We start from the raw sequence: 22,958 nt of genomic DNA on the forward strand, positions 1-22,958 counted from the left end.
TAAGTATGTAATTTCAATGGAGGTGTTTTTCATTTGAAGGGAAGAGTATGTTACCGAGAAGAAGTAAAGTGGAAGTGGAAATGGATTGATTCGATATTGAATGGCCTCCAGTATTTTAGACGTATCTAAAACATTGGAGGCCAATTTGTTTTCTAGTTAGTCACTTATTACAAGTAAAGCTGTTAAGTTGTCTTACAGATTTTCTTCAAAAAGTTGCGGTAAAAATTTACTGAACTGACTCATTTCTTCTACATTGTGTTTATATAAACCACTTAGATTAATAAATGGTGGTAATCCTTTCGGGAAAATGAATGTAGAAGTCATTACTGTACCGTTTTCGGATTTTTCGTATTGATGTATTACTTGTGAAATTACATCGTCATCATCATCTAAACATGAACCCATTAAAACATGGCTGTAATGGGTATTTATAGGACAATCTTTAGGGTCTTCCCATCTAATTCTTAGTGGGAATTCTAGTCCATCCCCCGCAGATTCAATCGAAGCTGATATGGCTCCTACGTGTCCATGTACTTTAGGGTCAACTAACCACTTAAAATCAACATGCTCTTCTGGGTGCCATAGTTTATATCGTTCAGAGTTATCAATATTATCCCACCACCAGTCAATCATTTCTGGTGTTACGTCATTCAATTCATGTTCGACTACTAGTGATACTTGGTTTTTCATTTTTATACCTCCTATTTTTTAACCAACATAGTGTCGGTTATTTATATTTATTATTATAGTTTGTGTATCGCATGCGTTCAATAAACAGAAATAGCTGATCTGTTGTATTCTGAACACCTTATAAAAATATGTCTAAAAAAATTTAGGAGGGGAAAAATTGGCAAAAGCATATACTGATTTACGTATAGCTCGTACTAAAGAAGCAATACGTGATGCACGAACTGAATTAATACATGAAAAAGGGATGGACTCCATTACGGTTAAGGATATTACAACTAAAGCCAATAGTAATCGAGGGACATTTACTCCGAATTAAAATGTTTCTCAAATTAAGATATGGATGAAATGGTATCGTACAGATCAAACGTATTGTTTTCAATTATTTGTAGGAAAACAATATCTTTTTGGGAATGGGGCAAAAGAGTTAAGTGAATTGGAGCAGATTGTTTGAGTGTTTTAATCTGTGTCCCGATTTTGCGGTTTATTTCCAAGTGGTGTGTTTTCTTTTCTACCTTACAAAATTGTAAGGTAAATGTAAGGGAAATCGAATGAACGAGTTTTAGAAAAGTGAGAATATGAAGTAGGAGATAGGTTCATGGTACTTATGTAACTCTTTATATTTGAAAAGTTAAAAAATTCTTAAGGATTTACATGAGAAAAAGATAAGAAATATATGAGAAATTTATACTATACAAAAGGGATGGAGTGAAAGTGATGTCAACAAATGTAGTAACTGTAGAAAGTGTAGAAAAAACGTATGGGAAAAGAAATGAAAATCAGTCGAAAGCATTAAGGGGTGTTTCATTAAGTATTAAAGAAGGGGAGTTTGTAGGGATTATGGGTCCTTCTGGATCTGGAAAAACGACATTACTTAATGTGATTAGTACACTTGATCAAGCGACTGGTGGTAGTGTGACGATAGCTGGCATAAATATTACTTCTATGAAAGGTAATGCATTATCAGATTTTCGATCTCAAAAATTAGGATTCATTTTTCAAGATTTTAACTTACTAGAAAATTTATCAATTTATGAAAACATCGCTTTACCACTTTCTTTGCAAGGAGTACCATCAAGTGAGATTACTGGAAAGGTCAATGAAGTTGCAAATAAATTAGGGATTACTGAAATTTTAACGAAATATCCGTCCGCTGTTTCTGGCGGTCAAAAGCAAAGAACAGCGGCAGCACGAGCTTTAGTACATAATCCAGCAATCGTATTAGCAGATGAACCGACAGGAGCGCTTGATAGTAAAAACGCAAAAAGTTTATTAGAAGCGATGCAAGATTTACATGAAAATCACAATGTAAGTATTTTAATGGTTACACACGATGCTTTTAGTGCGAGTTATTGTGAACGTATTTTATTTATTCAAGACGGTCTTCTATATAAAGAGTTACATCGTCAAGGAACACGAGAAAATTTCTATCAAGACATTTTAGGTGTGCTTGCTCATATGGGCTCAGCTGCTGAGTCTAAGTAGGGGGCGGAACTATGTTATTCAAATTATCACGTCATAGTATGAAAAAGATGTTAAAAGATTACATGGTTTTACTTATTGGTCTCGTTATTAGTATTAGTATTTTTTATATGTTCCAAACGATGGCGATGAATAGTGAATTTACGAAAGATAATAGTCTGATTAGTAGTATTAGACTCGTCTTCTGGGTTGGTGCAATACTATTATCTTTCATTACGGTATTTTATATTATATATGCCAACTCTTTCTTGCTCACATTAAGAAGAAAAGAACTAGGTATGTACATGATGCTTGGAGCAAAAAAGAAAAAAGTAGCACAGCTATTATTTATTGAAACATTCGGTATGGGTATTGTTAGTATTATTATCGGTATTTTAGTAGGAATGTTACTAGCAAGTGTAGCAGGAAACTTTTTAATAAATGGCATGGAAATTTCAGCAAAAGGTAGTTATTCATCTGTATATACACCAGCGATTATAGTTACAGCTATATTCTTCTTAATACTATTTTTTATTACTGGTTTAATGAATAGCATCCGTTTATTACGTAAAACAGAACTAGAGTTAATTCGTGAAGATGAAACATTAGATGAAGTGAAGAAAAGTAAAACTCGCATTATTATAATGACAGTATTTGGTATGTTACTAGTAAGTACAGGGTACTATTTTATGGTGAATATAAAATTATTTGCGGAAGTCGGTTTTATAATAGCGACAATCGTTACGACACTTGGAACGTATTTTATTTTCAGTTCATTGCTCCCATTTTTTGTGATGAAAATTAAAGGAAATAAAAAACGAAATGAAACGGGCTTAAATAGTTTTACATATGCACAGCTACGCTTTCGAGTAAATAGTTTATCGAGAGTATTAGGCACTGTAGCGATGCTAATTGCATTAGGTGCAGGTGCAATGACAGCAGGTATGGCATTTCAAAAAAATGTAGGTATTATGACAGACTTCTCACGTGTTTATGATGTTGTCATTCATGATCCAAATGAACAAGATAGAGCAGCATTAAAAGAAATGGAAATTGTTGAAGAAAGCAAGTATAAGTATAAAGTAGATGGAGAAGCGGTGTATTACTTACGTAACGACTTAACTGCAAAACCGCCACTTGTTTCCGATCATTTTGATACAAAAACTTTAAAAGAGCCTGCACGTAAACGTGTGGCTGAACCTTTAACTGAACCTGTCTATTCTGCTTTGGACGCTCCCGAAGCAGCGAATAAGCTTCCTCGCATGCCAAAAGATTGGGAAGATGCAGTTGTAAGAGAAATACAAATTACACATAATCAATTTAACGGAAAACCTGTAAGAATTGCTGATGAGGAGCATTATAAGGCAGTTCAAGGAACAGAACATAGTGTAATACTAGTAAGAGTAGACGATATGAAAAAATATAAACCATTGTTGCTCGACATAGATAAGAGACAAAAAGAATTAATTGAAAAAACAATAGGTGCAAAAGTAGAACTATATACGAAAATGACAATTTATCAGTTCATGAACAGTTTCATGAGCGGAACAATGTTTATGGGATTTTTCCTCGGAATTGCCTTTTTAGCAATGATGGCAAGTTCCCTTATGTTCAAAATATTAACAGGTGCTTCACGTGACGTACGCCGCTATGAAATGTTACGAAAAATCGGTGTGAGACGCAGTATGTTAACGAAAAGTATATATAAAGAAATTTCATATTTATTTATCTTCCCAGCGATTATTGGTATTTCCCACGTGTTAGTAGGGCTTAACTTATTCAGCTTTATATTAGTTGACCCATTTGTGAAAGTATGGGTGCCGATAGGGATCTTCTTGGTCATTTACTTTATTTATTACTGGATAACGGTTCAATTGTATAAAGGTATGGTAATGCCGAAAGAAGAGGTAGCAAAATAGTTTAAGAAAAAAGCCCTTGTTTTGAAAACAAGGGCTCTTTTCTAGTATGTAATGAATTGAGAAGGAAAATGTTGGATAAAAGTCGAAAAATATAATACAGCTCCGAGAAATGACGGGAATCGCAACGTTTTGTCGAGAGAGGGGTGATTTCATTACAAGGTATAGGCACAATACATGGTATTTATTTCTGAATATTCATTTAAATAAAAGGGGTAATTGTTATGTTTATTCGAATTGGTAAGTGGTGTGGGGTTACATGTTTACAATTGTTTGCCGCATTTATTTGTATTCTTTTTTTAGGGGCGCTACCACGTTTATTTAAAGGACTGCAAATTGATTTAATCGGTTTTTGGAACACAGTTGTGTTTCTTGGAGAGAAGTTACTTCAACCGGGTGAAATTACTTATGGATTTCGGAATTCAAGAAAGTTATTTCCACAAATATGGATTCATTATGTAGAGACAATGTTTGTGTTCCTTTCCGCATTTATACTATCTTTACTTATTGCATATTTTATCGTCGTGTGGGTATTACAACGCTCGCAATCAAAGCAACGAATATGGAATGGAGTTTTTGTAGCGCTTGAAAGTATTCCAGATATTTTATTAATTTTACTATCTCAGCTTCTAGTTGTAATTATCTTTCAAAAAACAGGATTTATGCCGGTGAAACATGCGGGATTGGGTGAGGAAAAAGTGCGCATGTTACCAATAATATGCCTTGCTATACCTACAACATTATTATTTATTAAGCTACTATTATTACGTTTTAGAGAAGAATTAGAGAAAGATTATAGTATATTTGCCAAGAGTAAAGGATTAAGTTTAAGATATATTTTGACGCATCATATTTCAAGAAATGTCTTGTTAACAACAGTCTATTATGCAAAAACAAATATTTTATTTATGTTATCAAATTTATATATTATTGAATGGCTATTTAATACGTACGGCATGTTTGTTTTTGTAAAAGAAAATTCTAAATTAGAAATATTTACAGTGAGTTTAGTTATATTATACGTACCGCTTTTTATACTATTTCGTATATTACATACGCTGCTGCAAAATGTTATAAAGGAGCGTGTGTAACATGTGGCAAGTTGTAAAAAGGGATGTTAGATTTTGGATAGGTGTTACTTTTTTGAGTGTATTAATGATTGTTAGTATTGGAAATACGGTGTTTTTTGATGGGAATATTCGTGAAATAACGATGATGTATAACGAGAAGGGAGAATTAGAGGCTGCTCCATTTTCACCATCTAGTAAATTTTGGTTCGGAACTGATGTGAAAGGACGCGATCTTTTTCAATTAATAATAGAAGGGGCAAAATGGACCGTAGGAGCGAGTATCGTTATCGCAGTTTTACGTGTAGTAATTGGCGGAGCTATTGGCTTATTACTTGGTATGTACAGTAAACGCTCATTTCCAGTTATTTCATCCTTTTTTGATCCCTTTAGTATTGTACCGATGATTATGATTTCCTATTTTATATTAAAGGAAGTTTTAATGTTCGACAGTGGGGAGGCAGCTGCTCCGTTTCATTTGCGAGTTGCATTTCAAATTTTAGTTCTTACATGTCTTGCAGTACCGACAGTTATGTTGTATGTAGCGCAAGAAGTGAAGCGTATTAAGAAAGAAGAATTTATGTTAGCGGCAACAGTGCTTGGAGGAAGTAAGTGGCAGAGACTGAAGCACCATGTATGGCCACATATGTTACCATCTTTTCTTTTATTAGTAGCTCAACAATTTGTAAGTGTGCTATTACTTCTTATGCATCTTGGTTTACTTAAGTTGTTTTTCGGAGGAACGATAATGTTTGGATTAGATCCAGATAGTGTAACAAAAGAATGGACAGGATTAATTGGCCAAAACTTCCGTCACTTAACTACACACACATGGATTGTATTAATACCAATCGCTTTCTATAGTATGACAATATTGTCGGGAAATCTGATTAGTAATAGTATGCAAGATGCGATAAAACTAGGAAACGTAAGAATGCCAAAGAAGAAGGATAAAGAAGTGAAAGTAGAGAAACAATCGCAGCCTACCGTGAACGGTTTTTCATTTCATAGAGAGGTATCAAAATAGAGGAAGGTAGCTGAAAATAATAAGTTTTCAGCTACCTTTTTTATATTTTAAAGGGGAGGTAAAACTGCAAATACTTGTTTATACGGAAAAGCAATTTTTCCAGCAAGTGCACCAGGGAAATTATAATTTCCATTTATAAAAATGAACCCATAGTAAAAAAACTAAAAATGGGTATATGAACAAGGTGCATCATCTAGTGATAGGTCATATTTTGTTGGTGTACGTATTGAACTTAGTTTATAGCGCTATTTCTACTTAGATTTAACAGACAGAAATATAGGAAAGCATCTATGGGGTCGTAGTTAATAAATGGAGGTTATGAAAATGAATAAGTTTCAACAAGAACTACAAACGTTAAGCCTGAATGATTACCATTCTGGAAATATTGTGTATTGGGACCAGCAAAATCAATATCCATATTACTATATAGAAGATGCTGCTCGTCGCTGTGGCGGTTGTGGTCGTTGTGGTGGTGGTGGATTTCGTTGTGGTGGATTCCGTTGTTTTGGTTGCTTCGGTTGCTTTAGTTGTGGCGGCTGTGGCGGCTGTGGCGGTTGTGGTGGTTGCTCTAATTGTTTTAATGGTTTTACTGATACTACTGGTACTATTGTAACATATGAATATTGATAAGAGACAAAAGGAATCCATTTTGAAAAAGATTGATTAAAACGGATTCATACTTTTTAAAGCATTATACAAATTTTATAAAAAAGCGCTAACAAGTTTGCAAACGAGCTTGCTAACACATATACGAAATAGATATAAAATATCGCTGATATGTCACTTGAAAAAAAGACTTAATTAAGTAGATAATATTAATGTGAATACTCAAAAATCATTCGTGATATTAGTAATAGTATGCAAGAGGCAGTTAAGCTAGGAAATGTGAAAAGGCCAAAGAGGGAAAATAAAGAAGTGAAAGTAGATAAGAAAATACAGTCTAATGTGAATAATATTTCTTTTTATAGAGAGGTACAAAAATAAAATAAGATAGCTGAAGACAATTTGTTTTCAGCTATCTTATTTTGTTTAAAGGGGAGGTAAATCAATTTTACCTTCTTCAAATAATTCTTTTATCATATGTTTCGTATAACCAGCTGCTTGACCAAATGTGATTTTTGCTGGCATTGGTGCTTCATTTACATCTACAACTACATCAATAATACACGGTCTGTTTTGTTTTACTGCACTTTCGAAAGCAGGAAGTAGTTCATCTAAATTCTCAACACGGTATCCAATACCACCACAAGCTTCTGCGTATTTTGCAAAATCAGGGTTTGTTAAATCTGTGCCGAATTCTATATTACCCATAACCTCTTGCTCGAATTTAATCATAGCAATTTTATTGTTGTTCAATACGACAACAACGATTGGTAGCTTATATTTAACAGCTGTTACAAAGTCGTTCATTGTCATTCCAAACCCACCATCACCACAAACTGCAAACACTTGTTTATCCGGGAACGCAATTTTCCCAGCGAGGGCACCAGGTAAACCACAACCAAGTGTTGCAAGCCAGCTAGAAATGATAAATTGTTGGTTTGTCATACGGAAATGTCTTGCTGTCCATACTGTTACATTGCCAACATCGACTGAAAGGATTGCATCATCTTCTGCCACTTGCTGTAAGGCATGCATAACTCGCTGTGGTTTAATTGGAGTGGATGAGTCTTCTTCTTGATTGTGTAATTTTTCTTCCCACTTTTTCATCATTTCTTGATGGTGTTCTAAGAAAGTATGGTCTTCATGTTTTTCAACATTTGCAACTAACCATTTTAATGTTTTATCAGCATCACCAGCTAAGCCGATATCTGTCACATAACGCTTTCCGATTTGGGCAGGATCTGTATCGATATGAATTGTTTTTGCCTTTTCGGGTAAGAAACCAGTAAATGGATAAGAAGTACCAACCATAATTAAAGTATCCGCATGTTTCATTGCTTCATAAGAAGGTTTCGTTCCAATTAATCCTAATCCACCGATACAAAGAGGGTGTTCATCAGGAATAATTCCTTTAGCTGGTAAGGTAAGAACGATTGGAGCGCCAATGTGTTCTGCAAATGCAAGTAAAGACTCTCTCGCATGTTTTGCGCCTTTTCCAGCTAAAATAACAGGCTTTGTCGCTTCATTTATTGCGAGTTTCGCGGCAGATAAATCTTCTTTTTGAGGAAATAGCTCAGGCAATGTAAAAGAAGTGTTTGTAACACGAGCACCATTTTTCACTTCAAATTTCGGCACATCATCTGGAATAGTAAGAACGGACACACCTTTTTTCGTATAAGCCATTCGAATGGCTTGGTTCACTACAGCAGGTAACTGTTCTGCTGACATAATGCGCTGGTTATAAACCGCAACATCATCAAACATTCTTTCCAAGTTTACTTCTTGGAAAAAATCTGTTCCGAGCAAATCGCTTTCTACTTGTCCTGAAATTGCTAGTACAGGGGCTTTATCGAGTTTGGCATCATATAAACCATTGAGTAAATGGATTGCACCTGGTCCTGCAATAGCCATACATACGCCTAGTTTTCCTGTTAATTTCGCATAGGCAGCCGCTGCTAATGCGCCAGCTTCTTCGTGGCGAACTTGGATGAATTTAATTTTGTCTTGTTTTTTTCTTAAAGCTTCAATTATAGAATTGATGGAATCCCCAGGCATACCGTATATGTGTTCTACTCCCCAGTCAATTAATAAATCAACTAATGCTTCACCAGCTGTTTTCTCAAACATAATGGTTCCTCCTTATAATAGGTAGATAACATTATGTTTTGGAGAAAAAGGAAAAATATACAAATGAAAAAAATTTTAGCTTTAATGATGACCAGCGAATAGTGTAAATACTGTTATTAGTAATAAACCACTAGTTGCCCATGTTAAAAACGTAAGGAAAGAGAGCTGTTTTTTAGCTTTCCAAAGCATTTCATGAATTGTGACATAGCCAAGTGAACCGATAGCACTTCCCATAATGAGCCCTTGCAGGTGAAGAGCTTTTCCTTCCATCAAAATGCCAAAAACCGTACCGGTACCGAGAATAAGAGAGAGTAATAAAGTTGTTAATAAAAAGGAAATATATTTATGCTTTGTAAAGAGAAAGGGGATTATTAAAGCTAATCCTTCTGGAATATGATGAATAACAATTGCTATTAAAAAGGGAATGGCAGATTCGGCATGACTAATAAAAGCTGTGCCTAAGGCGAATCCACTTGGCATATTGTGAATGAATATAGCGAAAGAGAGAAAAAGGAAAGTTTGCCATGCTTGTTGATCTTTTTTATGTATCATTGGATGATGAAAATAGTTATCTAATAAGCTCATAACTAAAATACCGATAGCTATACCAAGTATAGGACCAATTATTTCATAGCCTGAAAATGTTTCAGGAATAATTTCAAGTGATAAAAGTCCAAACAAAATCCCACCACATAATGCGTATAAACGATGCATTTTTTCTTCAATTAGTTGGCGTGTTGCTACTCCAACTGCCCCTCCTAATAGTAATCCCCCGAATGAAAAAAACGTAACAATCATTGGAATCCATAATCGTTCCATAGTATCACACTCCGATTCTATACCCTTATTTTTAGCTTACGAGAGGGAAAGTTAGATTAGTCCAAATTATTATGACTAATTATAGAGAAAAAACTGTAAATTTATTATAATTTACATATTAAATTGAAGAGAGTAGTAGTAAATGGAGGGATTAGTTATGCAACAAATTAAAAAAATAGGAAACTCATTTTGGTATATGACACCTGTTTCTGAAACGGATAGACCTATATTAGGAATGGTCGTTGGAAAAGAGAAAACTTTAATGATTGATGCAGGGAATTCAGAAGCACATGCACAATTATTTTTAGAAATGTTAAAAGAACAGAATGTATCAAGTCCTGATTTTGTGGCGTTAACCCATTGGCACTGGGATCATATTTTTGGATTGCCTGTACTGCAAGATGCATTATCTATTGCGTATTCTGAAACAAAAAAAGAGATGAATACATTAGTTTCTTATGAATGGACAGATGCAGCTCTAGACGCACGAGTAAAAGAAGGTACTGAAATTGAATTTTGTGCGGATTGTATCAAAAAAGAGTTTAGTGAAAAACCAAGAAACATTAAAATTATTCCTCCGACCGTAACGTTCCAGAATCAGCTTGAATTAGATCTTGGTGAAGTGACATGTGTGTTAAAACATGTTGGAGGAGATCATGCACATGACTCTGTTGTTATGTATATTAAAGAAGAAAAGATATTGTTTTTAGGAGACTGTATATATGCAGATATTTTTTCGGCAAAGAGGAACTATACGACGAAACGAACATTTAAGTTAATTGAAGAATTAGAGGGATTTGATGCTGAGACATATATTCTTTCTCATGGGACGGCTATAAATCGGGCTGAATTTTTACAAGAAATTCATTTATTGAAAACAGTAGGAACCTATACAGAGACTTTTAAAGGTGATAGAGAGAAGATAAAGGCAGCGTATAAACAAGAAATAGATAGAGAATTAAATGAAGATGAGTTAGAAACGATAGAGTATTTTGTAAATGGTTATGAAATGGTTAAAAGGTAATAATAATTCAATTAGAATATACAAAAAAGTATTGAAGGTTAATTCAATACTTTTTTGTATATGGTTTATAGCATATTGGCAGTTGAAAAATCATCAATAATGTCCACCACTTCAATTTCGCCATTAATCAGTAGCTCAGGAAGTTCATTTCTAATATTTCCTTTCCAATACTCTCTAGCTTGTTCAATTTTTTGAGAGAAAGGAATACCATCTTCTTTCGGTAAAAGGTTCCCATCACCTTCAAAAGAATTTCCAGTCACTCGTAGTTTAACAATCTGCACAACTCAAATATTTTGAGTTGTGTTTTTTTGTTAATTCCTAGTTATTTTCATATGGATGTGAAGTTTATTTTTGTTGTTTTAGTAATTTTCGAATCAGAATAGGAAAGAGATTAGAGGCGGAAAAATAAAGGAGAAAATGCTAATAATTAGAATATGTACATTTAAGTAGCAGTAAATGAGCGATAAGGAGAGAAGATAAGTGATTCAGTATATGTTGCAAGATGGTGTACACTATTTGAAAATCAATGAGATTTTGCATTGGTGTAAAGTTGCAGGGAGAGCTCATAATACAGTTCCTCTTATTATTGTACATGGTGGTCCAGGTGGTAATCATTATGTATTCGAAAGAACACTTGGGTTGAGGTTAGAAGGATATATGACTGTAGTTTATTACGAACAAAGAGGATGTGGACGAAGTGAGGCACCACAAGATGATGGTGAGTACTCAATCAATACTCTAGTTGAAGATTTAGAGGAATTAAGAAAGCAATTAAATGTAGAGAAGATAAATTTGTTAGGATATTCTTTTGGTGGACAGCTTTGTTTAGAGTATGCTTTGAAATATCCGAAAAAGGTCGCAAAAATGGTATTACAAGCACCATTGTTAGATGATTTTAATGATATGTATACTGTGCAGATAGAAGGTTTTCTACAAGTAACGAAAGGGGAAATGAAAGAACAAATATCGATAATAAGCAAGTCAGAAATTCCTTTAAAAGAAAGATATAATCAAGTGTGGAATATAGTTGATAAAGAAACTGTAGATCGACTATTGTTTAAAGGTGAAGAATTTGCAAAGTTAAATCGAAGTCTTTGGGAGGAAAGTCAGTTAAATAATACAGGGAAGATGAGTAAAGTTATTTTTGAAACAAAATCACCTTTACCGCTTATTGAGCGCATTAAAGATTTAGAAATTGATACGTGTGTCATAGTCGGGGCGCATGACTATAACACGGGTGTAGGAATGAGTAATAGAATAACGAGAAAATTGAAAAATAGTAAACTTGTTATATTTGAAAATAGTGCGCATTTTCCAGATATCGAGGAGACGGATAAAGTATGTGAAACGCTTATTGAGTTTTTGGAACGATAGGAGGATGTTAAGATCAAACCAAGTTAATAGAGTGGAAGCTTTTATTAAGAAACTATAGGGGATCGCTAGCATTTCGGAAAATCCCTACGCTAAGAGCATACGAAATTTTATACAGTTTTTCGGTTAATCCAATAACAAAAAAGAATCCTAAAACCGCATCAGTATAGGACTGTATAAAAAACGCATAGATCCATAGAACAAAAAAGGAGGTTCCCTTGTGAGAGTGGGGTTTCTCCTTTTTTTGCTACCGATAATGTGACGTTATGTTAACTTGAAGTGAATGGAATATACATAGTTTAGGGAGGATTTCTATTGGAAAATAAAATTATGATTCAATTGCTGAACGAAATAAAAAGTTTTAAATTATGGGCTAATACAGCCGATACTTCCTATGGGGAATGGGAAACTGATTACCTTCATTGGGATAAGATTAATAAAGCAGCAGAACAATTAATACAAGAGATACCTGTTAAACAATGGAATGAAGATTTACTTAATGAGTTCCTTTATATTTTAGCGAGAGATAATGAGTGTGAAATAATTCTTTATCATTTAATTAACTTCCCAAATCAATTGGTTTCGTTAGCAAAACATACTGTATCCTTTCCAGACCAAGATGCAAGATGGCAGATTGCATACGGTCTAGGAGAATTGGATGAAACAACCGCAGAAATACAAAGGATCCTTGAGAAATTTTTAGTTGATGAACATGAATATGTTAGAAGAAGGGCTTCTTTTGCTTATGAGAAGAAGTTCTAATGGAATCCATTTTTATTTTTTATCCAATTACAATCAGCTTATAAGTAACTACCACTTTCGATAATTATGTAAACAAGCTGTCCATATGGGCAGCTTATTCTATTTCTTTCATAGTATAGATTGTTTTGAAAAAATGCACTGAATTCTCATAGGAAATTGTGGTGTGATGAAATTTTTGATTTTGAAGTATTTCAAAGTCTTAGCTAGATGGTTATGAACCGGTCCCCATAATCAAAAGGCAGGAACATTTTGTACATATCAAATATGTTCCTGCTTTTGATTGTATTAAGTTTAACATCTATGACCTAAATTAAAATTTATTAGGGTCTTCTTTATTTATTATTTTTCGAACCGCAAATGAACAAATTTCAACATCTTTATTAAGTTTACAATTCTCATCATTATACGTGTGCTTCCATCCCAATCTTTATTTGTAGGTATACCTTTAAAGAACGGGGAACAGTTCAACACTTTTATGTTAGATGACCATTTTTCTATTGTCTTTGGATTGTTTACGTAAAAATACATCATAGCGCCGTTATTACCAGATTTTTTTACAGTAGAATTCGAAAGTTTCAGTGCGAATTTTGATTCAGCATCAAAATATAATTCTCCTCCAGGAAACCGGTTTGACATAGCGACTATGATTTCTTTTAAATCTTCTTCTTTAAAGTAATAAAACACACCTGCTGATATAAAAAGAATACCATCGTTCGGATTATATTTTATATCGTCAAACCAAGAAGTATCAAAAAATGATTTAGAAATGCTAATATTTCTCGGTGTATCTTCAATTAACGTTTTTCGAAAAGAGATTGCATTGGGTAAATCAAGGTTATACCAGTGTATTGTACCGTTATCAATTCTTGAAAAAGTAGTGTCTAGTCCAGAACCGATATTTACAATAGTAGCATTCGGATGTTTTGTTATAAATCTTTTTATAGTATCGTCTATTTTTCGTGCACGGGTAATGTATGTGATACACCCGTATTCACCAAAGGTATTTGCTATTGCTGAGAAGTTAAAATCACATTCTTTAATAATCCGAATAGCTTCTGTATCATCTAAAATATCCTTATTGTTCTTACTGCCATATGCTCGCCCCCATAGCGGAATAAGCATAGTACCTTGTACTGATTGTAAATCTAATTCTTTAACCATGAAACATCCTCCGTTTAATAATAAACAATATAATTAGTCGTTATTTAACATTTTTGAAAGCATTTTATTTGTTTTATACAATCCGTAAGTTAAATCCCGTTGATCTTCTTCAGATAATGTATCGAGATTAACTGTGAAATTATTATAAATTTGTTTCCACCTCTCATAGTGCACCTTTTCAGCTTTTTCTGTCAAAGAAATTAATACAGCTCTTTTGTCTACCGTATCTTGCTTTTTTACAATATATCCGTTTAGTTCTAAGTTACGTACTGTTACACTTAATTGTTGCTTAGGGATGTTTAAGTAACTAGCAATCATTTTTAAATTTACAGGTACTTTTTGCTGGACGATATACTCCACTACGTGTTGCTCTAAATGTGTAAACTCAGAGGATTTCTCCGATAGTAATTTAAAAGTACCGGACATATTTAATAATAAATTCATGTATTCGTTTAATAATTCGTTATGGGCCATTGTTTTCTCTTCCTTTATGAATTTAGTAATTATTTTATTACTAATTTAACTATAAATCAATTAATTTTATTTAATATGGTAAATTTTTATTTACTAATTTGTCGTTTTTGAATTTATGTGGACTGAAGTCGATGTGTTTGAGTAGTTATTTTAGGAAAGGAGAATATGATTGGAAATAAAATATTACTAAACATATATAACTAATGAATATAATGTCTTTTTCAGTTATTATGTTGTAAATCATTTTATGATAAAATCTATTACATAATTTAATAAAGGGGTAGTATTGTATGGGTTATTTCTCAAATGGTTTATTAGTTTTGTTTGTTCTTATCGTATGTAGCTGTATGATTTTTGGTTGATAATATAATGGTAGTTTTATATAAAAGAAGTTAACTGTGGTGAGGTTAACTTCTTTTTATTATATGTTGAGAAGGAATTATATCGTTTATATGGAAGTTTGTTTAAGTTAATTTCATATTAAGGGTAATTTTACGAAATACAAACAAACGAGAGAATAAGGAGTATTCACATGAATAATAGTATAAGCTACACAATTGAACACCCAACAGACTTCAATGGATTATTAGCTTTATATGAATCTTTAGGATGGAACTCTCTTAAATTAACGGTTAACGAGTTAGAACGAATGTGTAAACAAAGTTGGTATGCAATTTATGTTTTTGATGATAAGAGGTTAGTAGGGATGGGGCGTGTCATATCAGATGGAGTCATAACAGGCATTATTTGTGGAGTGGGTGTATTGCCAAAATATCAGTCTAGTGGCATCGGGAAAGAAATAATGAAACGATTAATCCAGCATTGTGAACAACATAAGGTTATTCCGCAACTTATGTGTGTAGAAAAATTGCAATCTTACTATGAAGCTATCGGATTTGAAGCATTCTCGATTGGGATGACAAAACACATTAAACGATGTTAAAAAAATAATTTAATTACTATTTTATAAATTGAACTCTTAATAAATAATAAAAGAGCATGTTTAAAATTACTTCAAACATGCTCTTTTATTAGAGTGGATATATTTCATATTAATGATTTAACCCGTTCCAATAAAAAGAAACGATTTCTTGTGCTAATTCATCTATATTTGGAAGAATAGGATTGTGATTTTCATCTTTAAAATTCCCGATTGATAATAAAGATACGAAAGCATGAGCGGCAAATTCAGCGTTTCTTTTCGGGATTTCTCCAATCTGCATTACATTCTCGATTACTTTTTCTAATACTTCATACATGCTGTCTTCAGCCTCTTTTAATTCTTTCAATTGCTCTTCAGATAACGATAGTTTTGCATCTTTCATAAAATTTTTCATATCAATATCCATCGTTGCATGTAAATAGACTTTAGCGAAGTCCAATAATCTTTCTTCTAAAGTCTTATTTGTAGAGAGTATTTGAGACATATTTTCTCGTATACGCAACATCATTTGAATCATAGTAGCGGTAAATAAATCGGCTTTTGTTGAATAATAATAGTAGACGGTTGCTTTCGTAACACCGCATTCTTTCGCGACCTCATCCATGGAAACTACTTGATAATTTTGAGTAAGAAATAATCGAGTTGCAACTTCTAAAATTAGTTCTTTTGTAGATTTTGTATTTTTATTTTGACGAGGCCTTCCAAGAGGACGTTGTTTTTGTTCCAAATTCATTCGCTCCTGACATGTATTGTTAAGATAATTATAACACAAATTTTTATTCATTCTTGATTAATTAACCGACCAGTATATATAATTAATAATGGAGGGAAAAAGGAAGGTGGGTTTTTTTATGAAAAAGCACCCGTTACATATGTTAGGGAGGCTTGTAGCAGGGAAAAATACACAATGGATAACTTTATCGGTTTGGGTCCTCATTACATTATTACTTTCATTTACGTTACCACAAGTAAATAATACGAAAGAACCGAATCCGAAAAATTTACCTGAAACTGCTATGTCGCAGCAAGCTGAAGCAGTAATGAAAAAAGAATTTCCTAATAATGCAGGAAATCCGTTGTTAGTAGTATGGCATAGAGATGGTGGACTACAGTCAAATGACTATAAGCTCATACAGGACGTTTATAAAGAGTTAAAGAATAGTCCTTTAAAAGAACAATCAACGTTACCACCATTTGATACAATACCGGAACAAGTATTATCAAAAAGTGCATCAAAAGATGGTACATCATTTGTTACACCAGTATTTTTTAATAAATCTGCTGGGACGGATATATTAAAAGGAAATCTTGAAGATTTAAGAAACATAGTGAATAGTAAGGTCGATGAAGATCCATTCAAACGAAAAATTAGTGAATCCGGTTTACATGTTCGACTATCTGGACCTGTAGGTATTCAAACGGATGCGGTTAGTTTATTTAGTCAAGCGGATGTAAAATTGTTAGTTGCTACCGTATTACTCGTATTAGTTTTATTAATTTTACTGTACCGTTCACCGATTTTAGCAATTTTACCTTTACTTGTTGTTGGTTTTGCATACGGTATTATTAGTCCTACACTCGGTTTTTTAGCAGATCATGGATGGATTAAAGTAGATGCCCAAGCGATATCAATCATGACAGTATTATTGTTTGGCGCTGGAACGGACTATTGTCTATTTTTAATTTCAAGATATAGAGAGTACTTATTAGAAGAAGAAAGTAAATATAAAGCGTTGCAACTTGCGATTAAAGCATCTGGCGGGGCCATTATTATGAGTGCCTTAACTGTCGTACTTGGATTAGGAACGTTATTACTTGCTCATTATGGAGCCTTTCATCGATTCGCAGTACCATTTAGTGTTGCTGTATTCATAATGGGAATTGCTGCTTTAACAATTTTACCAGCGTTTTTATTAATTTTCGGTAGAGCGGCATTCTTCCCATTTATACCAAGAACAACTTCGATGAATGAGGAATTTGCAAGAAAGAAAAAGAAAGTCGTAAAAGTTAAAAAGTCAAAAGGTACCTTTAGCAAAAAACTAGGTGATGTTGTAGTCCGAAGACCGTGGACAATAATTATGCTCACCGTCTTTGTATTAGGTGGTTTGGCTTCATTTGTACCACGTATTCAATATACGTATGACTTATTAGAATCGTTTCCAAAAGATATGCCTTCACGTGAAGGGTTTACGTTAATTAGTGATCATTTTTCAGCTGGTGAACTAGCGCCAGTAAAAGTTGTTGTTGATACGAAAGGAAAAGAGCTTCCTGTTAAACAAGAACTGGAGAAATTTTCTTTCGTAAAAACAGTGAAAGAGCCAAAAGAGGGTAAAGAAAATAAGCAAATTAAAATGTATGAAGTTTCTTTAGCTGAAAATCCATACTCAATTGAAGCATTAGATCAAATCCCTAAATTGAAAAATAGTGTAGAAAAAGTATTAAAAGATGCAGAGATTAGTAATGCTGAAGATCAACTATGGATTGGTGGAGAAACGGCTTCATTATATGATACAAAGCAAATTACAGAACGTGATGAAGCAGTTATTATTCCAGTAATGATTAGTATTATAGCTTTATTGTTACTAGTTTACTTACGATCAATTGTTGCGATGATTTATTTAATTGTAACGGTCGTTTTATCATTCTTCTCGGCATTAGGAGCAGGATGGATATTACTTCATTTCGGTATGGGAGCACCGGCTATTCAGGGTGCAATACCGTTATACGCATTCGTATTTTTAGTTGCTTTAGGTGAAGATTATAATATCTTTATGGTTTCAGAAATGTGGAAAAACAGAAAGAAACAAAATCACTTGGATGCAGTAAAAAATGGCGTTATACAAACAGGTAGTGTCATTACATCGGCAGGTTTAATTTTAGCAGGAACTTTTGCGGTGTTAGGTACGTTACCAATTCAAGTTTTAGTACAATTTGGTATTGTAACAGCAATCGGTGTATTACTAGATACATTTATTGTAAGACCATTACTTGTACCGGCAATTACAGTTGTTTTAGGCCGTTTTGCTTTTTGGCCAGGGAAACTTTCAAGAAAGAGTGAAGAGATACAAAAAGTGGATGCATAGTTGAGAAAGCCAAGGATATTTTCCTTGGCTTTTTTCAATGTAATTAATTTTTTGAAGCCAGATCATCAGTTGCAGCATGATCAACATCTTCAATATCGGTTTCTGGCATTCCATATAAGCCGTTCATTGCTTGTTCTTCGATAGTAAGATTTACAGTGTTATTATTTTGAATTGGTGTAGCGATTTCGGTAACAGTTTCTTTTTTATTTACATTTTTGTTATTCATTTATGGATCCTCCAAATTTCATTTGATGTATGTATAGTATGTGGATGGATTTCCAGAAATATGTGAATGGATTCTTAAAGATGTTATATAATTAAATAAACAATTATGGTGAAATGTAAACGGTTAGGAGTGAACAATTATGGTGAAAGCAAGGAAATTAGCCTTCTAAAATAAAAAGAAAATTTCAGGAGGCTAATAAAATGAAGTTTCATGTAATTGATAGAGAAAATTGGAATAGAGAGCAGTATTTTGAACATTATTTAAAATTAAAATGTACGTTTAGTATGACAGCAAATGTTGATATTACGCTTTTGACAGAGAAAGTACGTCAAAATGAAATTAAATTTTATCCGACTTTTATTTATATAATTTCGAGAATAATAAATAAACATAAAGAATTTCGAACATGTTTTAATGATGAAGGAGTATTAGGCTATTGGGAGGAGATGATACCCAGCTATACAGTTTTTCATAAAGATGATAAATCTTTTTCGAGTATATGGACGGATTATTATAGTGATTTCCATATTTTCTATAAAAACTATGAAGAAGATATGAGATGCTATGCTAATGTTCATGGTCTTTTCACGAAAGAAAATATTCCGCCGAATGTATTTCCGATTTCTAGCATACCTTGGACTAGTTTTACTGGATTTAATCTTAATATTAATAATGATGCTGATTTTCTAGTACCAATTATAACTTGTGGGAAATATTTTAATGAAGAAAATAAGGTTATGCTACCAGTTTCATTGCAAGTTCATCATGCGGTTTGTGATGGATATCATGCGAGTCGATTTATAGAAGGTTTGCAGGAGTTAAGTCATACTTGCAACGAGTGGCTTAAATAACAACTAATTTTTAAGTATATACAATTGAAAATGAATAATAGAAGAGATCATGTTTATATTGCATGGTCTCTTTTTATTATTCATTAATACTAAGTAATTGTGGAAAATATAGGGTGATTTGTAGTTTAATAGTAAAGAGAGTGATTAGTGTTAATTTTCTTTGTTTTTATATGTTTTAATAAGGGGGAATTAAAGTGAAATTCGTAAGCATTGAAAGAGATGAGATCCTAATTCATAATATAGCAAATTTGTATTGTAAAGCATTTGAGAAAACAAATTTCAATGAAATGATCGAGCGAGTGAAAAGACATATAGAATATGAAGATTTTAAAGGTATAGTAGCGATAAATGATGAAAATGAAGTAGTTGGTTTTACGTATGGTTATCGCTCATTAGAAGGACAGTACTATAATCAATTAATGAGGGAAGCGTTACATCTAGAGCAAGTAAACGAATGGTTACAGGATTGTTTTGAATTTGTAGAGTTAGCAGTTCAACCCAAATATCAAAAGGAAGGTGTTGGAACGAAATTACATAATAGATTATTAGACGGTATTTCAAATAGAACGAGTGTATTAACAACACAAATAAACAATGTAAAGGCACGTTCGTTATATGAAAGATTAGATTGGGTAAATATATTGGATCCATTTTATCCAAGTAAAGATGATGTTCCTTATGTAATAATGGGAAAAGTATTAAAAACAAAAGTTATTGGTTTGTAAGCATAAAGGAGAAAACAAAAATGACGATAATATCTATAGAAAAAGCTACAATTTTAGATGCAGAAGATTTAACGGAAATAATGAAAAGAACATTTGATGAAGAAGCAAAACAATGGTTATACGGCCAAGATGATGTCATTGATTATAACATTCAACCGCCAGGATATTCTTCCGTTGAAATGATGAAATATTCGATTGAAGAACTGGATTCTTTCAAAGTGATAATGGATAAAGAAATAATTGGGGGAATTATAGTTACGGTCTCTGGTAAGTCATACGGCCGAATTGATCGTATTTTTATAGATCCTGTTTATCAAGGAAAAGGAATTGGATCACATGTTATTAAATTAATGGAAGAGGAATATCCGAACATAAGGATTTGGGATCTTGAAACATCTAGTAGACAAATTAATAATCATCATTTTTATAAAAAAATGGGCTATGAAATAATTTTTAAATCTGAAGATGAGTATTGTTACGTGAAAAGAATACAGACAAGCTCAAACAAAGAGAGTGTAGTTAAAAATGAAGATATGAAAAATAGTCAATACGAAAACTGTAACTTAGCAAATACAGAGTATTACCAAGTGAATTTAAAAAATAGTTCATTTGTTGGTAGCAATGTAATGAATATGAACATGAGCAATTGTAATGTAAGTCAATCAAAGTTTAGAAATATTAATTTTAGAAGTTCTTCATATACAGATTTAAATCTTTCTGGCAGTAAATTTAGTTTGGTGACTTTAGGTGGAGTTCAATTTAAAGATACAAACCTTGGGGAAGAGAAGGCTCCTATTTCATTTAATAGATGCGATTTGGAACGTAGCATGATAAGTAATAGTAATCTTAAAAATATGGAAATAGAAAATTGTGATGTAAATGGTATGAAAATAAACGGTATTTTAATAGAAGATTTGCTGGCGTTGTATAACCGGGTAAATAACTAACTTAATTAAGGGAAATTAGTTAGTTGAATGAAATATAAATATAGTTATATAAAAATAACATAAAGAAATGCGAATGAGAAGGGATTTAATATAGGTTATAAGAAGATAAGGTTGTTTATATGGAGGGAAGAAAAATGGAGATTAACGTTAGAGCAGTAGAAATACAAGATGCTAGAGCAATTCATCGTATATGTATACAGGATGACGTTTTACCTTACATGGTTTTTTTACCTAGCATGCGAGTAGATGCTATGGAAAATAGAATTCGAAACTTAGCACCAAATCAATATGAATTCGTTGCGGAGTATGGTGGAGAAGTAGTAGGTTTCATTGGTTTAACCCAAAGTCCGGGGCGTAGATCTCATTCGGGTGATTTATTTATCGGGGTAGATAGCGAATACCATAATAAAGGTATTGGGAAAGCACTTCTTACAAAAATGCTTGATCTCGCTGATAATTGGTTAATGTTAGAGAGAGTAGAACTTGGTGTGTTAGAAACAAATCCGAAAGCAAAAGCACTATATGAAAAATTCGGATTTGTAGAAGAGGGGATAAAGGTAGGGAATTTAAAGGCTCATGGAAATTTTATTAATGAAATTATGATGAGTCGTTTTAGACCTGATGGTTTACTTGTACATAATTAATTGTTAAAAGCATGACAAGTCAATGTCATGCTTTTTGGATTGTTATTTATGATTTGGAAGCTTCGGCTGTAATAAAAATAATGCCAATCCAATGAAAATAATTGAAATTCCTAGTGCTTGTTGTAGAGAAATGGTCTCATTCAAAATAAAATAGGCTAGTACACAAGTGCCAATTGTTTCTCCTAAAATACTCATTGAAATTACAGTAGTACTCATCCATTTTAATAACCAATTGAAAATCGTTTGTCCTAAAATCGTTGCAATGAAAGCTAATCCTATGAAGGACAACCATGTTTGTGTAGAGTAATGGAAGAAAGATTCTTGCTGCATGTAAGCAAATATACCGAGAAAGCAGGCACTACTTCCATAACTAATTACCGAATACGGAATAAGTGATAAATCTTTACGAACGTGTTGGCTAATGAAAAAATAAGCAGTAATTATTCCGGCTGCAATAAATGCTAAAATATCTCCGTATAAAGCTTCTCCACTAATTTGGAAATCTTGCCATCCAATGACGATACTTCCTGAAATAGCGATGAGGCAACCAATAATCGCTCCTTTCGTAAACCTCTCCTTGAATAAAAAATAACCACCGATCATTGAGAATAAAGGTTGTAACGTTACGATAACTGTCGAGCTTGCTACAGAAGTATATCGTAATGATTCAAACCATAATACATAATGTGCAGCTAAAAATAGCCCAGATATGAAACCGAATCTCCACTGTTTTTTCGTTAATGTTTTTAGCTCGTTTCGATTATTTTTATTACATATTAGAAATGGTAGTAGCATGATTGCTGCAAATAATAAGCGGTAAAAAGCAATAATTACCGCAGGAGCATCGGCCAATTTTACAAAAATCGCTGAAGTTGATAAGGCGAATACACCGAAAAATAAGATGAAATATGAAAAAGTAGATGATTTCAAAGTCTATCCCTCCGATAGTTTGTTTATTATAATGAACTATTTACGATATAATGTACAAAGGTAAGTATATAAGGGCTAGAAGATGAAAGAAAGTATTATTTGACTTTGTT

The 22,958-nt window shown here is 32.9% G+C and carries 22 protein-coding genes and 4 pseudogenes; 17 read left to right on the forward strand and 9 right to left on the reverse strand.

The features are described from left to right. Positions 1 to 192: 192 nt before the first annotated feature. Complete coding sequence (locus ACQKNI_RS23545) at positions 193 to 690, reverse strand: DAPG hydrolase family protein (protein WP_098253441.1); 498 nt, start codon at positions 688 to 690, stop codon at positions 193 to 195. 157 nt (positions 691 to 847) lie between these two features. Between ACQKNI_RS23545 and ACQKNI_RS23550 the strand changes: the two are divergent. The 8 genes and pseudogenes from ACQKNI_RS23550 to ACQKNI_RS23585 all read left to right on the forward strand — a co-directional run. Then, positions 848 to 994: pseudogene (locus ACQKNI_RS23550) on the forward strand (TetR/AcrR family transcriptional regulator); the annotation flags it as partial. Between the two features lie 12 nt (positions 995 to 1,006). Beyond that, a pseudogene (locus ACQKNI_RS23555) lies at positions 1,007 to 1,135 on the forward strand (IS3-like element ISBt2 family transposase); the annotation flags it as partial. Between the two features lie 269 nt (positions 1,136 to 1,404). Then, positions 1,405 to 2,172, forward strand: a complete 768-nt coding sequence (locus ACQKNI_RS23560; protein WP_088233352.1) for an ABC transporter ATP-binding protein — start codon at positions 1,405 to 1,407, stop codon at positions 2,170 to 2,172. 11 nt (positions 2,173 to 2,183) lie between these two features. Beyond that, on the forward strand, positions 2,184 to 4,067 hold the full coding sequence (locus ACQKNI_RS23565) for an FtsX-like permease family protein (protein ID WP_088233351.1): 1,884 nt from the start codon (positions 2,184 to 2,186) through the stop codon (positions 4,065 to 4,067). Positions 4,068 to 4,288: 221 nt separating this feature from the next. Then, entirely contained in the window at positions 4,289 to 5,155 is an 867-nt protein-coding gene (locus tag ACQKNI_RS23570) for an ABC transporter permease subunit (RefSeq protein ID WP_098253440.1), read from the forward strand. Between the two features lies 1 nt (position 5,156). Next, positions 5,157 to 6,158, forward strand: a complete 1,002-nt coding sequence (locus tag ACQKNI_RS23575) for an ABC transporter permease (RefSeq protein WP_088233350.1) — start codon at positions 5,157 to 5,159, stop codon at positions 6,156 to 6,158. A gap of 324 nt (positions 6,159 to 6,482) precedes the next feature. Beyond that, positions 6,483 to 6,785 carry a heterocycloanthracin/sonorensin family bacteriocin gene (locus ACQKNI_RS23580; protein ID WP_140417549.1) on the forward strand — a complete coding sequence of 101 codons (303 nt, stop codon included), beginning with the start codon at positions 6,483 to 6,485 and terminating at the stop codon, positions 6,783 to 6,785. Positions 6,786 to 7,004: 219 nt separating this feature from the next. Further along, positions 7,005 to 7,142 (forward strand): annotated as a pseudogene (locus ACQKNI_RS23585) (peptide ABC transporter permease); the annotation flags it as partial. A gap of 45 nt (positions 7,143 to 7,187) precedes the next feature. Here the strand turns inward: ACQKNI_RS23585 and ACQKNI_RS23590 are convergent. Together ACQKNI_RS23590 and ACQKNI_RS23595 are read right to left on the reverse strand one after the other, a co-directional pair. Next, complete coding sequence (locus ACQKNI_RS23590) at positions 7,188 to 8,888, reverse strand: pyruvate oxidase (protein WP_088233349.1); 1,701 nt, start codon at positions 8,886 to 8,888, stop codon at positions 7,188 to 7,190. 81 nt (positions 8,889 to 8,969) lie between these two features. After that, a complete protein-coding gene (locus ACQKNI_RS23595) occupies positions 8,970 to 9,707 on the reverse strand; it encodes a ZIP family metal transporter (protein ID WP_088233348.1) in 738 nt (245 codons plus the stop codon). A gap of 142 nt (positions 9,708 to 9,849) precedes the next feature. Between ACQKNI_RS23595 and ACQKNI_RS23600 the strand changes: the two genes are divergently transcribed. After that, positions 9,850 to 10,731, forward strand: a complete 882-nt coding sequence (locus ACQKNI_RS23600) for an MBL fold metallo-hydrolase (protein WP_140417548.1) — start codon at positions 9,850 to 9,852, stop codon at positions 10,729 to 10,731. A 65-nt stretch (positions 10,732 to 10,796) separates the two neighbouring features. Here the strand turns inward: ACQKNI_RS23600 and ACQKNI_RS23605 are convergent. Further along, positions 10,797 to 11,015 (reverse strand): annotated as a pseudogene (locus tag ACQKNI_RS23605) (DUF2441 domain-containing protein); the annotation flags it as partial. Between the two features lie 196 nt (positions 11,016 to 11,211). On the opposite strand from ACQKNI_RS23605, the gene ACQKNI_RS23610 reads away from it, so the two are divergent. After that, entirely contained in the window at positions 11,212 to 12,105 is an 894-nt protein-coding gene (locus ACQKNI_RS23610; RefSeq protein WP_088233346.1) for an alpha/beta fold hydrolase, read from the forward strand. 312 nt (positions 12,106 to 12,417) lie between these two features. Continuing rightward, on the forward strand, positions 12,418 to 12,864 hold the full coding sequence (locus tag ACQKNI_RS23615; RefSeq protein WP_088233140.1) for a HEAT repeat domain-containing protein: 447 nt from the start codon (positions 12,418 to 12,420) through the stop codon (positions 12,862 to 12,864). A gap of 339 nt (positions 12,865 to 13,203) precedes the next feature. Here ACQKNI_RS23615 and ACQKNI_RS23620 read toward each other — a convergent pair whose 3' ends face one another. Both ACQKNI_RS23620 and ACQKNI_RS23625 read right to left on the reverse strand, forming a co-directional pair. Then, positions 13,204 to 14,025, reverse strand: coding sequence for a class I SAM-dependent methyltransferase (locus ACQKNI_RS23620; protein WP_088233141.1), 822 nt, complete (start codon positions 14,023 to 14,025; stop codon positions 13,204 to 13,206). A 33-nt stretch (positions 14,026 to 14,058) separates the two neighbouring features. Continuing rightward, a complete protein-coding gene (locus tag ACQKNI_RS23625; RefSeq protein WP_088233142.1) occupies positions 14,059 to 14,499 on the reverse strand; it encodes a MarR family winged helix-turn-helix transcriptional regulator in 441 nt (146 codons plus the stop codon). Between the two features lie 532 nt (positions 14,500 to 15,031). Between ACQKNI_RS23625 and ACQKNI_RS23630 the strand changes: the two genes are divergently transcribed. Beyond that, positions 15,032 to 15,442, forward strand: a complete 411-nt coding sequence (locus ACQKNI_RS23630; protein WP_088233143.1) for a GNAT family N-acetyltransferase — start codon at positions 15,032 to 15,034, stop codon at positions 15,440 to 15,442. 109 nt (positions 15,443 to 15,551) lie between these two features. Here the strand turns inward: ACQKNI_RS23630 and ACQKNI_RS23635 are convergent, their stop codons facing one another. Next, a complete protein-coding gene (locus tag ACQKNI_RS23635; RefSeq protein WP_140417530.1) occupies positions 15,552 to 16,169 on the reverse strand; it encodes a TetR/AcrR family transcriptional regulator in 618 nt (205 codons plus the stop codon). Positions 16,170 to 16,293: 124 nt separating this feature from the next. Here ACQKNI_RS23635 and ACQKNI_RS23640 point away from each other — a divergent pair, with 124 nt between their 5' ends. Beyond that, positions 16,294 to 18,525 carry an MMPL family transporter gene (locus ACQKNI_RS23640; protein WP_088233145.1) on the forward strand — a complete coding sequence of 744 codons (2,232 nt, stop codon included), beginning with the start codon at positions 16,294 to 16,296 and terminating at the stop codon, positions 18,523 to 18,525. Positions 18,526 to 18,568: 43 nt separating this feature from the next. On the opposite strand, the gene ACQKNI_RS23645 is transcribed toward ACQKNI_RS23640, so the two are convergent. Then, entirely contained in the window at positions 18,569 to 18,751 is a 183-nt protein-coding gene (locus tag ACQKNI_RS23645) for a DUF4021 domain-containing protein (protein WP_088233146.1), read from the reverse strand. Positions 18,752 to 18,951: 200 nt separating this feature from the next. Between ACQKNI_RS23645 and catA the strand changes: the two genes are divergently transcribed. The 4 genes from catA to ACQKNI_RS23665 all read left to right on the forward strand — a co-directional run bounded on the left by catA (position 18,952) and on the right by ACQKNI_RS23665 (position 21,918). Next, the gene (gene catA / locus ACQKNI_RS23650; protein ID WP_088233147.1) at positions 18,952 to 19,602 is read left to right on the forward strand and encodes a type A chloramphenicol O-acetyltransferase; all 651 of its coding nucleotides are present in this window, start codon (positions 18,952 to 18,954) and stop codon (positions 19,600 to 19,602) included. A 194-nt stretch (positions 19,603 to 19,796) separates the two neighbouring features. Next, complete coding sequence (locus tag ACQKNI_RS23655; RefSeq protein WP_088233148.1) at positions 19,797 to 20,327, forward strand: GNAT family N-acetyltransferase; 531 nt, start codon at positions 19,797 to 19,799, stop codon at positions 20,325 to 20,327. 20 nt (positions 20,328 to 20,347) lie between these two features. Further along, on the forward strand, positions 20,348 to 21,274 hold the full coding sequence (locus ACQKNI_RS23660; protein ID WP_088233149.1) for a GNAT family N-acetyltransferase: 927 nt from the start codon (positions 20,348 to 20,350) through the stop codon (positions 21,272 to 21,274). Positions 21,275 to 21,408: 134 nt separating this feature from the next. Beyond that, positions 21,409 to 21,918, forward strand: coding sequence for a GNAT family N-acetyltransferase (locus tag ACQKNI_RS23665; RefSeq protein ID WP_088233150.1), 510 nt, complete (start codon positions 21,409 to 21,411; stop codon positions 21,916 to 21,918). 42 nt (positions 21,919 to 21,960) lie between these two features. On the opposite strand, the gene ACQKNI_RS23670 is transcribed toward ACQKNI_RS23665, so the two are convergent. Then, complete coding sequence (locus ACQKNI_RS23670; RefSeq protein WP_088233151.1) at positions 21,961 to 22,848, reverse strand: DMT family transporter; 888 nt, start codon at positions 22,846 to 22,848, stop codon at positions 21,961 to 21,963. Positions 22,849 to 22,958: the final 110 nt, after the last annotated feature.

The organism is Bacillus sp. NPDC094064 (assembly GCF_050279585.1).
In the GTDB taxonomy this organism is placed as follows: Bacteria; Bacillota; Bacilli; order Bacillales; family Bacillaceae_G; genus Bacillus_A.